Consider the following 15,120-nt stretch of genomic DNA (forward strand, 5'->3'; position numbering starts at 1 on the left):
AAAGCCGGCCCATGAGGGCCGGCTTTATTTTAAATATCCGTTGAAAACATATACTTCTTATAGTGATACCGAATGCTGAATATTAAGCCCATGGCCATCATGTTCCCCATTAGCGAGCTTCCTCCATAACTGACAAATGGGAGCGGAATCCCCGTAATTGGCAAAAGGCCTACCGTCATGCCGATATTTTGAAACACATGGAACGTCAACATGCTTATAACGCCAACACAGATGTATGTATAGAAGTTATTTTTCGTGTCCATTCCCGTTTTTGTTATGTGGTAAATCAATAGGAAAAACAAGGAAATTATGATACTTGATCCGATGAAGCCGAATTCTTCACCGATGATGCTGAAAATGAAATCCGAATGACTTTCAGGCAAATATACTTCCCTCGAACCGATTCCCTTGCCTGTTGTCTGGCCGGATCCGATGGCCAGTAAGGATTTGGTTAAGTGATACCCTTCAGAGCTGGCATAATTATATGGGTCCAGCCAAGAATAGATACGGCCGAATTGATAGGATTTTACCCCTAAGTATTTTTCCAAGATCTCCGGCTTCCAAAGGACAAAGTAAAGGACCGCTGAAGCGACGACCATTCCTCCTGAAACGATCGGCAGCAGGATCTTCCATGATACCCCTGAAATGAAAATCATTCCGAGCATGATTGACATGATGACAAGCGAGGTACCCAAATCCGGCTGTTGCATGATTAACAATAAGGGGGCGCCAGTCACAAGACCGATTTTAATAAGCAGCCACATATCCGTTTGAATCGTTTTCAGCGTGTTTTTGAGATGATGGTTTGAGATGACATTTGCTAAAGCCAGGATTAAGAAAACCTTCATGAACTCCGATGGCTGAATCGAACCGATCCCCGGAATGATGAACCAACTTTTCGCACCATTCCGGACAGGAACGATGGAATCCGGCATAATGATCAGCAAAAAAAGCAAAAATAATCCGAAGCCATAGGCATACCATGAAATTTTTTTCAACTGATCCGAATCCAGGGTGATGAACCCCAATACGATTCCGATTCCTACTATATACCAAAAAATTTGTTTAATTAAGAAGTTTTCAGCGTACTGTCCAGTCGTTTGGGCACTATAGATTGCTAAGCAACTTCCAACACATAATAACAGCAATATTGTGACCAAAGAAAAATCTATCCGTGATGAAAATTTATTTTGTTCTTCCATACTTAACTCTCCCTTAAAAAGGCTCCTGCGATACTTCTATAAATACACTTATTCATTATACTTTAAACAAATAAAATCACAACTATATAGAAGAATAGTTTACAGGCTTCATGGAGTTATTTCCATGAAGCCTGCAGGCAGGGGGAGCTATGCTTGTGTCTCCTTTGATTTTCTTCGTTTCAGTACTATGCTGACCAATCCATGCCCTGGGGAAAAGAGAAAGGCCAATCCGAATAATATGGCGGCCGAACCCACCATGCAGCCTGATATCGAGGCGTCCAAAATGGTGGCTGAATAGTAGCCGATGACGGAACTTAGCACCCCGACCCCGATACTGACCAATATCATGCGGCTTAAACGGTCTGACAGCAGATAAGCCGTTGCCGCGGGTATGATGAGCATTCCAACTACTAAAATGGAACCTACACTATCAAAAGAAGCTACAGTTGTCAGTGAAATGAGGCTCATCAATAAGTAATGAAAGAACAGTACAGGAATTCCCATTGCAGCCGCAAGTGATGGATCAAACGACACGAGTTTAAACTGTTTGAAGAAAAGGAAGATCAGTATGAGGTTCAGGATAAAACAACTGCCAACTATCCAAACAGCTTTTGGACCAGCTTCAATTCCCGCGATTGTCATCGTATTCCAGGGAGTATAAGCTATTTCGCCATAAAGGACATGCTCCAGGTCAAAGTCTATTTGTTGCGTATATAAGCTCACGAGTACGATCCCCGTTGCAAAAAGGGAAGTGAATACAATCCCGATCGCTGCGTCAGATTGAACGCCCGACGATTGGAAAAGCTGGATCAAGAATACGGTAAGCAAACCGAGAGCAGCAGCCCCGATCAGCATTGGAACCGAATCACGGGTCCCCGTTATTAAAAATGCCAATACGATTCCCGGCAAAACGGAATGACTGATCGCATCCCCAATCAACGTCATTTTCCTTACTATCAAAAAGCATCCTAATACACTGCAAGAACCCGCCACTAATGCTCCGACTAAAATAATCCAAAAATCATTCATGATGAGTGGCTCCCTTTCCTTCTATCCTGTTCGAGAGAATATTTCTTTTTCGTCGATACCCTTCTCCATACAGAGGAAAGCACTCCGCGTTTAGGTGCAAAAAGCATGGAAAAGAAAAACCATACCGTCGCGGATAAGACAATTAACGGTCCTGTTGGCAAATCATTGACCGATGTACTGATCAACGTTCCAGACACACCGCTCAACATTCCGAATACACCAGACAGGATGACCATGATATGCAGCCGCTCCGTCCAATACCTCGCGGAAACCGCAGGAGTTATCAGTAAAGATGCCATCAATACGACGCCTACAGCCTGGATACCGATCACTACAGCTGCCACGATCAGCATCATGATGAAATAATCCAGAAAAACAACCGGCAATCCCATCCCCTTAGCGAACCCGGGGTCAAAGGACAGTAATTTGAATTCTTTAAAAAATAAGGTACAAGTGAAAATGAGAATAAAGGAAACCGTCATCATCATATATACATCGGACATGACCATTGACGCCGTCTGCCCGAATAGAAAGGTATCCAATCCACTCTGGTTTCCATACTCGCTCTGCTGGATCTGCGTAAGCATGACAATTCCGAAACCAAAGAAAGAAGATAAGATGATTCCAAGGGCCGCATCCTGCTTGATCTTACTGTATCTCGTAAGCACACTGATCAAGAAGACAGCCACTAAGCCAGCCAGGGCAGCACCTATTAGAAAGTAGGAAGTGGATTTTACTCCAGTTAACATAAAGGCGACACAGATACCGGGTAACGCTGCATGTGCGAGCGTGTCGCCAAGCAAAGACTGCTTTCTGAGGTAGGCAAAGCTGCCGATGACCCCGCTGCTTAACCCGAGAAACATCGTGCCAAGCAATATCCACCTTGTATTTGGATCAGTAATAATATCCAGTATGTTCATCGTGTGCACCTCATTTTAATAAAAGGCCGGACTTGGCGTCTGATAGTATCGCTAGGCGGCCTCCATATGTTTCCTGTAAGTATTCGGGAATGAACACTTCTTCTGTCGGACCTATTTTCATCACCTTTTTATTCAATAACATCGTCCAGTCGAAATATTCCTTCACGGTGGATAAGTCATGATGCACAACCAGAACGGTTTTGCCTTTTTCCTTCAATTCCATCAGCAATTGTATGATTGCTTTCTCTGTTGCCGCATCCACCCCTACGAACGGTTCATCCATAAAGTAAATATCCGCTTCCTGTGCCAATGCACGGGCCAGGAATATCCGCTGCTGCTGCCCACCTGATAGCTGGCTGATCTGGCGGGTAGCGTATTCAGCCATCCCCACCTTATCCAGGCACTCCATCCCCTTCTGCCTCTCGGACTTCCCTGGACGCTTCAGCCATCCGAGATGACCATACCTGCCCATCATCACGACATCGAGTGCATTGGTTGGAAAATCCCAATCCACTGACTCACGCTGTGGTACATAGCCGATACTCTTCCTCATCGATTTATAAGTCGAACCCTTTATTGTGATTTGCCCCGATATTTTGGGGATCAATTCGAGTATTCCCTTTATCAAAGTGGACTTCCCTGCTCCATTGGGGCCTATGATACCGATTAAATTCCCTTCCGGCACCTCAAATGAGACATCCTCGACAACCGGCTTCTTATGATATGCAATCGTTAAATTCTCTACCTTTAAAGCTGCTTGATTCATAGTTTCTCCCCCTTATTTCAAAGCATGAACGATGGTATCGGTATTATGCCGGACCATTCCGATATATGTTCCTTCTTCCGTCCCTTTTTCACCCATGGCATCCGAGAACAATTCACCGCCGATTTCAACTTTGTGGCCCTGCTTCCCTGCACCTTGAATGACAGCCTCGATAGCCTTCCTTGGTACGCTTGATTCAATGAAAATCGCTTTTATTTTGTTCTCCACAAGATAATTCCTCATATCCGTAACATCTTTTGATCCATATTCCGATAATGTATTGATTCCTTGGAGACCCCTTACTTCCAGGCCATATGACTGACCGTAGTATCCAAAAGCATCATGTGCTGTAACGAGTACCCGTTGATCTTCTGGTATTTTATTAATTTCATCTTGAACGTATTTATCAAGTTCCTCCAATTGCAGAACGTACTCTTCATAATTTTCGCGGAACTCTGCTTCATGGTCTGGATCATTGGCAATCAACTCATTCTTGACTGTGTCCGCCGCTACGATCCAAAGCTTTACATCAAACCATACGTGGGGATCATGTTCCGTAGCACTCACCTTGTGAAGCTGGTTCTCCTTGAAGTCCCCCGTTACGGCAATCGTCGGTTTATCCTTGCTCATCATTTCGAATATATCCGTCATCTTCCCTTCAAGATGCACGCCGTTATAAAAAATCATTTCAGCCGAATCCAGTGTCTTCACATCACCCTGTGTCGCTTTATATAGATGGGGGTCGACTCCCGGTCCCATTAAACTGGTGACCTCGACATGTTTACCGCCGATATTCTCAACCAAATCCCCAATCATTCCCGTTGTTGTAACGACGTCCAACTTGCCATTGCCGTTATCCTTTTCGGCCGTATCATTGCCGCACCCTGTTAAAATCAGCAATGCAGCAAGCACGCCCCCAATAGATTTTAGAAAACCCATCCATATTCCCTCCCTTTTTCATCTCTCTAAAATAGTTTGCCATGTACAAAACTCAGTGTAAATTTTTTTACATTGTCGCAAATGCTAAAAAGTTTCCTCTACACAACTTATTTTATACTATACACAATTATACGAAAAAAGTGCAACTATTTTTTCAAACATTTCAAAAAGCCCAATGACTTTTACACACAGCAAAAACTGTCTGGAATCACTACTTGGAGCTTCTAGACAGTCAGTCATTTCTATGGAGAGTGCGTTACCCTCCCGTACATGAAACGTAACGATGAAGGTATATTTATATTGTGGAGTTTTAATGGTGAATATAAACTAGGGGAGCTTTTTTTAAAAGTTTATGGCGGGACGACGTGAAACTCCCGAGTAAATGCGCGGATTTCATGAGTAATGCCGCGGCATTCTTGACGGGTACCCGGCATTTAAAATCATTGCCACTCATTTTTCCTGTTTCAAGGAAATTGCCAAGTACGCAAATCCCAATTCGATTCCGCAAAGCACACACAGGGTGAATAAAGTTTGGAACATCATGATTCCCTCCTCCTCTAAGACTAAACCAATCTTAAAGGATGAAACCCATACCACAACAAGACCTTATTTGAAGGATTCTTCAACAGCCTCAATCTGTTCTCTTGCCCTGAAATGGGTTTCATACTGTACAATAAAAAAAAAGAAAAAACGGTGATACCATGACAAATATTAAAGAAATTGCTCAATGTGCCGGTGTATCTGTCTCCACAGTGTCTCGTGTATTGAATGATCATCCTTATGTAAGCCCCGATAAAAGAAAGAGTGTTTTAGAAGCCATCGATCGTTTGAATTATTCGAGGAACATCAATGCCATTCATCTTTCAAAAGGCAAAACGAATCTTATCGGCATCATCATCCCCTTCAACAATCACCCTTATTACGGGGCAATCGTTAACGGAATCACTAAACAGGCAAATGCAATTGGCTGTCATATAGTCATCTTTCAAACAAATTATGATAGAGAGAAAGAAATCCAGGCTCTGAATATGCTGCAAATGAAGCAGCTCGATGGCATTATCGTTTGTTCGAGGATTTCGGAAATGAAAATCTTTTTGGATTATCAAAAATACGGACCGATCATCTTATGCGAAGATACAGCCCAGGCTGAGTTCTCATCCATCAGCATTGATCATTATGCAGCTTTCTCCTGTGCCCTTGAGTACGTGATTGCTAAAGGATATAAGAAAATTGGATACAGCCTTGGCCGTAAAAAGAGCAGAAATAGTTCTCATCGTACAAAGGCCTTCAACGATATCATGGATAAACATCAACTGATAAACAATAAAAACTGGCTGTTTGAAGGCAGTTATCACATCAAGGACGGTGAACAATTGTTTCAGGAATGGAATTCAATGTCAGATAAACCTGAGGCCTTAATCATCACGAATGATGACACGGCGGCAGGCTTCATTCTTACCGCTAAGAAATCGGGTATAAGGGTACCGGAAGACGTGGCCATTCTCGGATTCAATAATGATGGCCTTAGTGAAATGCTCGACATCACGACCATTTCCTTACCACTTGAATGGATTGGGAAGATGGCAGTGGACTTATTTGAGAATCCTGAAGTGGTCAAACATGTAAAACTGGAATATGCCCTCATTAAAAGGAGGACCGTCTAGTTATCAGGATGCTTATTTTAGTATATCGACATTTGAATTCATCCATGCTTCCATCATTCAATAACTAGGGAAAAATAACCACACAAAATAATCATTGCGATATCCTAGAAGTTATTTTATAATTTTGATATAGTAAAGTTTACTCAGTTACTAGCAATCTATTAGCGATTTCATGAGTACCATCGTCCGTCGTCAATTACAAGCTGGCGCAACGATTTTAGAAAATTGAATACTTCCTCATTTACCGATGAGTTAGAGGCTGCAGCTTATAAAAGTAAAACGGACGAGATTCTGGAAAATTAATGACTCCGTTTAAAAGGATAAGTTGCCGAAGTTAGGGTATATTCCATGTATATTCTTGCTGGCGGTGTTACCGAACAGGAACACCACTGTCACGTTTTTTCAAAAAGCGTGGGGAGCTATCTTCGGAAGGATAAACGGGTTTATTATAAACAGCCGTCGATCTTTTTCGACTGCTGTTTTTTTATTTTTCGTTCCCTTCCAATAAAAAGGAGTGTAACATCAATTGTCAAATTCACAATCAGCATCAAGCCCTACTGAACTGAAAAGGAGCCTGAAAGCGCGTCATTTAATGATGATTTCGTTAGGTGGAACGATCGGAACAGGTTTATTTTTAGCAAGTGGCGGTGCCATTCATTCAGCCGGTCCCGGCGGTGCCTTGGTGGCATACGCGATCATCGGCATCATGGTTTATTACTTAATGACAAGTCTTGCAGAAATGGCAGCGTTCATGCCAGTGGCCGGTTCGTTCCGTGTCTATGCATCCAAATTCGTCGATCCGTCTTTCGGTTTTGCGATTGGCTGGAACTACTGGTACAACTGGGCAATCACCATAGCTGCTGAATTGGCAGCCGTTGTCTTAATTATGAAGTTCTGGTTTCCGGATAGCCCTTCATTTATCTGGAGTGCCATAGCGTTAATCACTATGTTTCTTATCAATTACATGTCAGTTAAAGGTTTCGGGGAAACAGAATTCTGGTTTGCCATGATAAAAGTCGTGACAGTCGTCATTTTCCTGATCACGGGTGTTCTGATCATTCTCGGAATCATGGGTGGGAAAGACCCAATTGGTTTTTCCAATTTCACAATGGGCGAAGGTCCCTTTAATGGAGGTTTCTTCACGATTCTAGGCGTATTCATGGCGGCCGGCTTTTCATTCCAAGGAACGGAATTGCTTGGAGTGACTGCTGGTGAAAGTGAGGATCCAGAAAAAAATATCCCAAAAGCGATCAGATCCGTTTTCTGGCGCATCATCTTATTCTATATCCTTGCAATTTTTGTAATTGGAATGATCATTCCGTTTACTGATTCACGTTTATTGAGTGAAGATGTTGCCGTAAGTCCATTTACGCTTGTATTTGAGCGTGCAGGCCTTGCATTTGCTGCATCCATCATGAACGCGATCATTTTATCATCCGTTCTCTCTGCCGGTAACTCTGGCATGTACGCTTCAACCCGTATGCTATGGGACTTGGCACGTGATGGGAAAGCACCGAAATTTCTTGGCAAGTTAGATAAAAGAGGCGTACCCGTAAATGCACTAATCGTGACTTCTTTAGTTGGCTGCGTTGCATTCTTAGCTTCGTTTTTCGGAGACGGCGTCGTTTATATCTGGTTATTGAACGCGTCAGGCATGGCGGGATTCGTCACCTGGGTCGGGATTGCGATTGCCCATTATCGTTTCCGCAAAGCCTACGCAGCTCAAGGCCTTGATATGGATGCTTTACCATATCGGGCTAAAGGCTTCCCATTCGGGCCTATTTTCGCGCTTGTCCTTTGTATAATCATTATCATCGGACAAGGGTACCAAGCTTTCAGCAGCGATGGGATCGACTGGAATTCAATGTTTGTTTCCTACATTGGCTTGATTCTATTTTTCGTCCTATGGTTCGGCTATAAAATTAAGCATAAAACGAAAATCATTCCCCTAGAGGAATGTGACCTTAAATCAAAATAATGCACAAGGGACCTGTTCTTCTCTAATCGGAGGAGAACAGATCCCTTTTTCATTTCAAATGATAAACACGGCATTCATATGGACGCAGAGGTTTGGTGGAGATTCCTTCTTCCTCCTGATCATAATTACCGATCAGCTTTGTAGCAGAATAAGCATGCAGCTCTTCAGGCAAAGTATAGGCGGCCTGCTCTTCATTAAAGTTGCATAGTACCAGCAGCTTTTCTTCTTCAAACGATCTCGTATAGGCAAATATTCGTTCATCATCTGGCCAAAGCAGTTCAAAACGTCCATTTACGACGATTTCATGTTCTTTGCGTAATTGGATAAGCTTTTTATAAAAATGAAAAATGGAATTCGGATCATTGTAGGCTATTTCTGCATTAATCTCGGGGAAATTGGGATTAACCTTAATCCAAGGGGTCCCTTTCGTGAAACCTGCGTTCCGGGAGTCATTCCACTGAATCGGTGTCCTCGCATTATCCCTGCTGCGGGCGTGGATGGCTGACATCATACGCTCTTTTGACCAGCCATGTGAATGGACGAGTTCGTCATATGAATTCAACGTTTCGATATCCCGGTATTCATCAATGCTTTCAAATGCAACATTGGTCATGCCCAGCTCTTCCCCTTGATATATATAAGGTGTCCCTTGAAGCATATGAAGACATGCCGCAAGCATCTTTGCGCTTTCAATACGATACTTTCCATCATTGCCAAACCTTGAGACAACCCGGGGCTGATCATGGTTGTTCCAGTATAAACTGTTCCAGCCATCCCCCTCCAAACCAGTCTGCCACTTGGAGAGTATTCGCTTTAAATCGGTTAGCTTCCATTTATCGTTACTCCATTTACCTTCCGGCCCGCTCCCCAGATCCATATGTTCGAATTGAAAGACCATATGTAGCTCACCACGATCTTTACCTGTGAACAATTGTGCTTCCTCCGGTGTGACGCCCGGCATCTCCCCAACCGTAATCACATCATATCCAGAAAGTGCCCGTAGATTGATTTCCTGTAAAAACTCATGTATGCGCGGCCCATTCAAGAAAAAGGGACTTCCATCACCATACAGCTTTTCATGATGAACGGCTCCATCCGAGTAGCTTTGATCTTTTGAAAGGAAGTTGATGACATCCATCCGGAAACCATCGACACCCTTATCCAGCCACCAAGTCATGATACTGTAGATTTCTTCACGCAGCTTAGGGTTCTCCCAGTTTAAATCCGGTTGTTTCCTGCTGAATAAATGTAAATAATATTCATCGGTTCCTTCATCATATTCCCATGCTGAACCTTTAAAAATGGACTCCCAATTATTTGGTACTTTCCCATTCCTGCCAGGTTTCCAAATATAATAATCACGTTTCGGATTATCTTTTGAGGATCGTGATTCCTTGAACCAAGGATGTTCATCTGAAGAATGGTTGACCACCAGGTCCATCATGATCTTCATTCCGCGCTCATGTACCGCCAACAACAACCTATCGAAATCAGCCATGGTCCCGAATTCAGTCATGATTGATTTATAATCACTGATATCGTACCCATTGTCATCATTGGGAGATTGATAAACGGGGGATAGCCATATCACGTTCACCCCCAGCTCTTGTAAATAATCGAGCTTCATAAATATCCCGTTTATATCCCCTATCCCATCGCCATTACTATCCATGAAGCTTCTTGGATACACTTGATATACAACTGCATCTTTCCACCATGCTTTGTCCATGCCTTTCCCCCTCTTTAGCCGCATTGATCTAATCATTACACCAATACCCCTATTATAAAAGAGGAAACTTCAGAATATTCTACTTTTATTCAGCTATTCCCGTTTGAATCATTTCAATATCCAGATCCACCTCGATTGGAATATGGGGATATACCTTCTCCCAATGTTTTTGGTCGAAATTTCTTGTTTTACTTTTTGCGTGATCACCGAGTGCAATCGGATCTATATTGTTCTCCTGAAACATAATTACCATCTCATTTAATTTTTCACCAATGACACGCTCTGCCCTGGCCTCTATTTTATTCAGGTCGAACGCTTTGCCCAAATCATAGCCTTGGACCTCTAGCAGACTCGCTTTTAATTTCACTTCAATCCTGACCTTGGGGTCTTGATTGGCATTCGAAACATGATAATGGACACGTGACTCCACGTTATTGATGTCTGTAAAGTCATTTTCCTTCCATTTAATTTCATAACTCCCCAGCTTAAAGTTTTCACTAAGGACTTTAAATAAAAATCCGTCCTCATAAGGGATATATTTACCGATATAGCGATCCTTTTTAAACAGTGCAATCCCTTTTACCCTAATTTGATCTCCTGCCGTTTCCAATAATGGCAAGGCCGGATCGATTCCTTTACCATGACACGCATATAAATACCTGTGCAAATCCACATCAGGCAAATTAGTCCTGATATTCTGTTTGATCAGCTCTTTCACTTGAACCCCTGGAGTTTTGATCAACTTCGGCTCCATTTTAACTACATCCTCCGCTTTGCCATGAACGATTGCTAAATACAAATCCCTTCCCACCATCGGGTCACGCCTATATGTATCGACATAATCATTCAATCCCCTACTTGCCAATTCCGTACCATAGAGAATGACTGTCAGCCTCCCGCCGACAATCGGGAATGGTGTTTTTGCATTTTCCTGCTGGCGTGCTGCCTTTATTTCATGGGAGATCGATTCATATACTTCTTTACCTAGATTTGCTTCCTCCCCAGGCTGAGGAACGCTGACGACGACCGTACCTTTGATTTTTTTATCTTCGGCATCATCATAGCCTACGACTTCAGCAATTAAAATATCTTCCAATATTTGCTTTTCCACACCGCACGCCGTCACCAAGAAACATGCTAATGTAATTAATAGGAGTTTGATTTTCATGATTTATGCCCCCTAACTTTATAGACGATCGACTGCCATATGAATAAGAGAGGAAGGTACAAATAAATGATATAAAAACCTATTTGAGAACTGATCGTGTTAAACTTATCGATTCTATAGCGATTATCTAAAAAAAATGCAGGATATCAAGATGATAAGCAGAATGAAAACTACCATCTTTTTCTGTCTAAATCCAAATACCCTTTTCGCTGTTCTGCTTGCTGCCCAAACCCCTAAGCAAACATTCGGCAGCACCATGAACACCCAAACGGAAATACCTATGTATTCGAACCTTTCAATGAACGGAAGGTCTACAATTTTCCATAACGTCAAAGTGGCCCAAATTACATCTTTCAGCTGATCTTGATGATAGTAGGCTAATGAAACAATAATCGATGACAAATATATCGACATAGTAAATAACGCCCCTAATTGGGCCCACTTTTGGGATTTTTCACGATTTTTAATGAATGGGTAATAAATCAGGAGTAATTCAAAACCAAGGTAATTCAGGGTCATTTTCTTACTGGCATTCATGATTTCAAAAAAGGAATGATCAAGAAAGGGACCCAAATTTTCAAAGTGGGCATACTTCAAAGGAAAGTAATGCAAAAGGAATAGTGGTGATCCGATAATAAGCCCGATTATGCAAAAACCAGTAATGACCCTGAACCCCCCGCCCACAAAACTATACACGAGAATAAGAATAAAGGTTAATAGCATCAGGATATTGACACCAGGGAACATCCAAACCTGAATGACTTCTAAATAAGTCCTGATAAGTATGATGGAGATCATTATAAAGTAGAGGATGAATAAAACATTGAGGGCATTTCCTACCCATTTACCAAACAAATCTTTGTGGATGGCAACCAAATCAAGTATTTTGGGGCCCCTTCCTAATAGCTTGAAACACATCCAAAGCAGAACATTTATGAGTAACCCTGATATAAGGACAGCTATCCATGCGTCTTGACCAGCCTCTTTCGCTATGATCCGTTCAAACCCCAATATCCCTACTCCAATCTGCATGCCAGGCATGAGGAAAAAAACAAAAAATGGAGATATTTGTTTCGTTTCATTTGGTTTTAGTTCCATACCTTCTCACCGCTTTCTACGCCTTATTCATCAATATCGCTTGGGGGGGTTGGAGTTTCTGCCTCCTTCCTCATCCTTAGCGGATTTTCCGTCCGCAGAAACTGCGGGCGTTTTTTCTGCTTTGAAAAAGGAAGGCGAATCAGACTATCTTTAAAGTCATGAATCCTTAACGGGTAAAGAGGGTCTAAATATGGACTGCCAAGCGAAGTCAATTTCAATAAATGACTTAAAATGAATGCACTACATAAAGCTATTCCAAACAATCCGTATAACTGGGCAGCAATTAGAAATGGGAAGCGGATCAGGCGAATCGTATTACTGATTTGGTAAATCGGCACCGTAAATGAAGCCAAGGCAGCCAAAGCGACAAGCATCAACAAGACATTACTGACAAATCCCGCTTCCACAGCTGCTGTACCGATAACTATACCGCCAACAATGCCGATGGTGGAGCCAACCTTAGCTGGCAGCCTGACCGCTGCTTCCCTCAGCAATTCGATTGTCCCTTCCAGCACGATTGCTTCCAATATCGGCGGAAAAGGAATCACTCCCCTGGATGATATTAAGATGGGCAGCAAATCAGTTGGGATCACTTGATAATGATAGGTTAAAACGGCTACATACAGAGGTGATGACAAAACGGAAAACAGTACTGCGAAAAGCCGAATCAAACGGAATGAAGTACCGAGATTCCAAATCTGAAAATAATCTTCAAAGGACGAAAAGAACGAAATGATGGTATTGGGACCAACTAATGCATGAGGAGATCCATCCAGCATAATCCCTATTTTCCCTTCCGATAATACACTGGCCAGATGATCAGGCCTCTCCGTATCAATCAGCTGCGGAAACATCGAATTCCGATTATCTGTGATCATCTGGCTTACAAACGAAATATCAACGATCGTATCATATTCTAAACCTTCTATTCTCTGCATGACTGTCTTAATGGTCTGTTGATTTACTATCCCATCTATGTAGAGTACCGCTAACCTTGTTTGCGAGATGCTCCCGACCCGAAATTCCTTGGACTGCAATTTTGGAGTGGGCAACCTGTTACGGATCAGATTCAAATTCGAATCAAGCGATTCAACAAAGGCCTCCTTGGACCCAACGACAGTATATTCCGACTCGGGTGTGGAAATTTGCCTTTTCACACTGTGAGCGCATGGAATCAGTAAACACATTTCATCATCTTTCTTGTATTGAATCATGACCGATCCGGCCAATACCAACCTTTGAATATCTTTTATATCAGCAGTCAATTGCATATCTTCCATCGGTATATCGCTTTTAAATTCCTTAAGATCCTTCTTTGGATGATTCAATATGACAGCAAGAACTTGTTCATGGAGCTGTTGTGCGCTAACCAGTGAATTGTAATAGGAGATGGTATAGCCTTCATCATCCGGGAATTGGAAGGTAAGAAAATCATTAGATGCATTAAACCTTTTAAGGACTTCCTGAAAATCCTGCGAAGTGGCCTGAAAGGATGCTGTATCCATTTCCCTCCTGCCCTTAAACAACTTCACCATTCCACCCCCATTGCCTTTCCCAAAGTTTTTAGTTCACTCGATTATTGTAACCACCCTATTTAAAGTTAGTCATGATTCACCAATATCCTTAAAATAGGAAAAGACCTATCCGGTATCCACCGGATAAGTCTTTTCGTTTTCATTCGTTAACGTTACCAATCACCTTGGACTTGGAAAAATACGGGTTACAAGTTCACGGAACTCTTCAGCAAATCCTGCAACGGGTTTTCCATTCTCGATATCATTCGCATACCCTTCCATTCTTTGAACAAAGTCCGGATTTGCCGAAACATAAACTTGATCTACCGATGGATCGGCTCCCCTTACTGTATCAGCAATCCTTTCCTTAAGGTCATTCGTGATATCCTTATCCCCTTCATTTTTTAATACTGCCCCTACATAGGCATTATTTTCAGTCACGATGACATTAGCGTTACTTACTTCCTTCAAGGCTTCGACTCGATTCGAGATATCCTTGGAGACCCTCATATCATTTATACCATTATCATCATCATTAACATTTCGCCTTGTGTCGCTTACATTCATCGGATTATCTAAATTATCCTGATGTGTACGGTTCAGGCCAAGATTTTCACTGGCATCCTCTTTATCATTAGGTGAACAACCTGTAATCACTAAAGCCATCATCACACTTGATACCATCGCTTTATAATTCATTTTCTTCACTCCTCTAAAATTATTTACTATTAATATTTGCGAGGAGACGATAGATTATTCAGAAGAAGTGACCTTCAATCCGATAATTCCAACTAAAATAAAACCGACGAATACCAAACGCATGGCATCCTTAGGTTCGTTAAACACGATGATGCCTATCAGAACAGCCCCAAGAGCCCCTATTCCTGTCCAAATTGCATACGCTGTTCCCATTGGCAGGGTTTTTATAGCCGATGACAAAAAATAAAAACTAACAACCATACCGGCAATCGTTATGAAAGAAGGTAATAATTTCGTAAAACCCTCGGTATACTTTAAACTTGTTGCCCAAACCACTTCAAATAATCCTGCAATCACCAATTGAATCCAAGCCAATATTTTTCCCTCCAATTACAGAAAAAGCCCGAAAGGTCATAA

Annotated in this window: 13 protein-coding genes and 1 riboswitch; of the genes, 2 read left to right on the forward strand and 11 right to left on the reverse strand. The window is 42.2% G+C overall.

The window, feature by feature from the left end; genetic code table 11:
* Positions 1-29 precede the first annotated feature (29 nt).
* The 5 genes from IOC57_RS08215 to IOC57_RS08235 form a co-directional block, all read right to left on the reverse strand.
* Positions 30-1,202, reverse strand: a complete 1,173-nt coding sequence (locus IOC57_RS08215; RefSeq protein WP_207438269.1) for an FtsW/RodA/SpoVE family cell cycle protein — start codon at positions 1,200-1,202, stop codon at positions 30-32.
* Positions 1,203-1,349: 147 nt separating this feature from the next.
* Complete coding sequence (locus tag IOC57_RS08220) at positions 1,350-2,231, reverse strand: metal ABC transporter permease (protein ID WP_286184636.1); 882 nt, start codon at positions 2,229-2,231, stop codon at positions 1,350-1,352.
* Positions 2,228-3,151 (reverse strand): metal ABC transporter permease, encoded by a 924-nt coding sequence (locus IOC57_RS08225; protein WP_207438270.1) that lies wholly within the window; start codon positions 3,149-3,151, stop codon positions 2,228-2,230. Before IOC57_RS08225 ends, IOC57_RS08220 begins: the two co-directional genes overlap by 4 nt.
* A 10-nt stretch (positions 3,152-3,161) precedes the next feature.
* Entirely contained in the window at positions 3,162-3,917 is a 756-nt protein-coding gene (locus tag IOC57_RS08230) for a metal ABC transporter ATP-binding protein (RefSeq protein ID WP_207438271.1), read from the reverse strand.
* 12 nt (positions 3,918-3,929) lie between these two features.
* Positions 3,930-4,853, reverse strand: a complete 924-nt coding sequence (locus IOC57_RS08235; protein WP_207438272.1) for a metal ABC transporter solute-binding protein, Zn/Mn family — start codon at positions 4,851-4,853, stop codon at positions 3,930-3,932.
* Positions 4,854-5,554: 701 nt separating this feature from the next.
* Here IOC57_RS08235 and IOC57_RS08240 point away from each other — a divergent pair.
* Both IOC57_RS08240 and IOC57_RS08245 read left to right on the forward strand, forming a co-directional pair.
* Positions 5,555-6,517 carry a LacI family DNA-binding transcriptional regulator gene (locus IOC57_RS08240; RefSeq protein ID WP_207438273.1) on the forward strand — a complete coding sequence of 321 codons (963 nt, stop codon included), beginning with the start codon at positions 5,555-5,557 and terminating at the stop codon, positions 6,515-6,517.
* 245 nt (positions 6,518-6,762) lie between these two features.
* Positions 6,763-6,947, forward strand: a riboswitch (Lysine riboswitch).
* A gap of 96 nt (positions 6,948-7,043) precedes the next feature.
* Positions 7,044-8,495, forward strand: coding sequence for an amino acid permease (locus IOC57_RS08245; RefSeq protein WP_286184637.1), 1,452 nt, complete (start codon positions 7,044-7,046; stop codon positions 8,493-8,495).
* A gap of 49 nt (positions 8,496-8,544) precedes the next feature.
* Here IOC57_RS08245 and IOC57_RS08250 read toward each other — a convergent pair whose 3' ends face one another.
* From IOC57_RS08250 to sugE, 6 genes are all read right to left on the reverse strand, one after another.
* Complete coding sequence (locus IOC57_RS08250; RefSeq protein WP_207438274.1) at positions 8,545-10,224, reverse strand: glycoside hydrolase family 13 protein; 1,680 nt, start codon at positions 10,222-10,224, stop codon at positions 8,545-8,547.
* 85 nt (positions 10,225-10,309) lie between these two features.
* Positions 10,310-11,392: a Ger(x)C family spore germination protein gene (locus IOC57_RS08255; RefSeq protein WP_207438275.1), complete on the reverse strand. Its 1,083-nt coding sequence runs from the start codon at positions 11,390-11,392 to the stop codon at positions 10,310-10,312.
* A gap of 123 nt (positions 11,393-11,515) precedes the next feature.
* The gene (locus tag IOC57_RS08260) at positions 11,516-12,490 is read right to left on the reverse strand and encodes a GerAB/ArcD/ProY family transporter (protein WP_286184638.1); all 975 of its coding nucleotides are present in this window, start codon (positions 12,488-12,490) and stop codon (positions 11,516-11,518) included.
* A 23-nt stretch (positions 12,491-12,513) separates the two neighbouring features.
* Complete coding sequence (locus tag IOC57_RS08265; protein WP_309487688.1) at positions 12,514-14,022, reverse strand: spore germination protein; 1,509 nt, start codon at positions 14,020-14,022, stop codon at positions 12,514-12,516.
* 162 nt (positions 14,023-14,184) lie between these two features.
* Positions 14,185-14,703, reverse strand: a complete 519-nt coding sequence (locus IOC57_RS08270; protein WP_207438277.1) for a YhcN/YlaJ family sporulation lipoprotein — start codon at positions 14,701-14,703, stop codon at positions 14,185-14,187.
* Between the two features lie 54 nt (positions 14,704-14,757).
* Complete coding sequence (gene sugE / locus IOC57_RS08275) at positions 14,758-15,078, reverse strand: quaternary ammonium compound efflux SMR transporter SugE (protein ID WP_207438278.1); 321 nt, start codon at positions 15,076-15,078, stop codon at positions 14,758-14,760.
* Positions 15,079-15,120: the final 42 nt, after the last annotated feature.

Source organism: Bacillus sp. SD075 (assembly GCF_017355165.1).
Taxonomy (GTDB): domain Bacteria; phylum Bacillota; class Bacilli; order Bacillales; family DSM-1321; genus Peribacillus.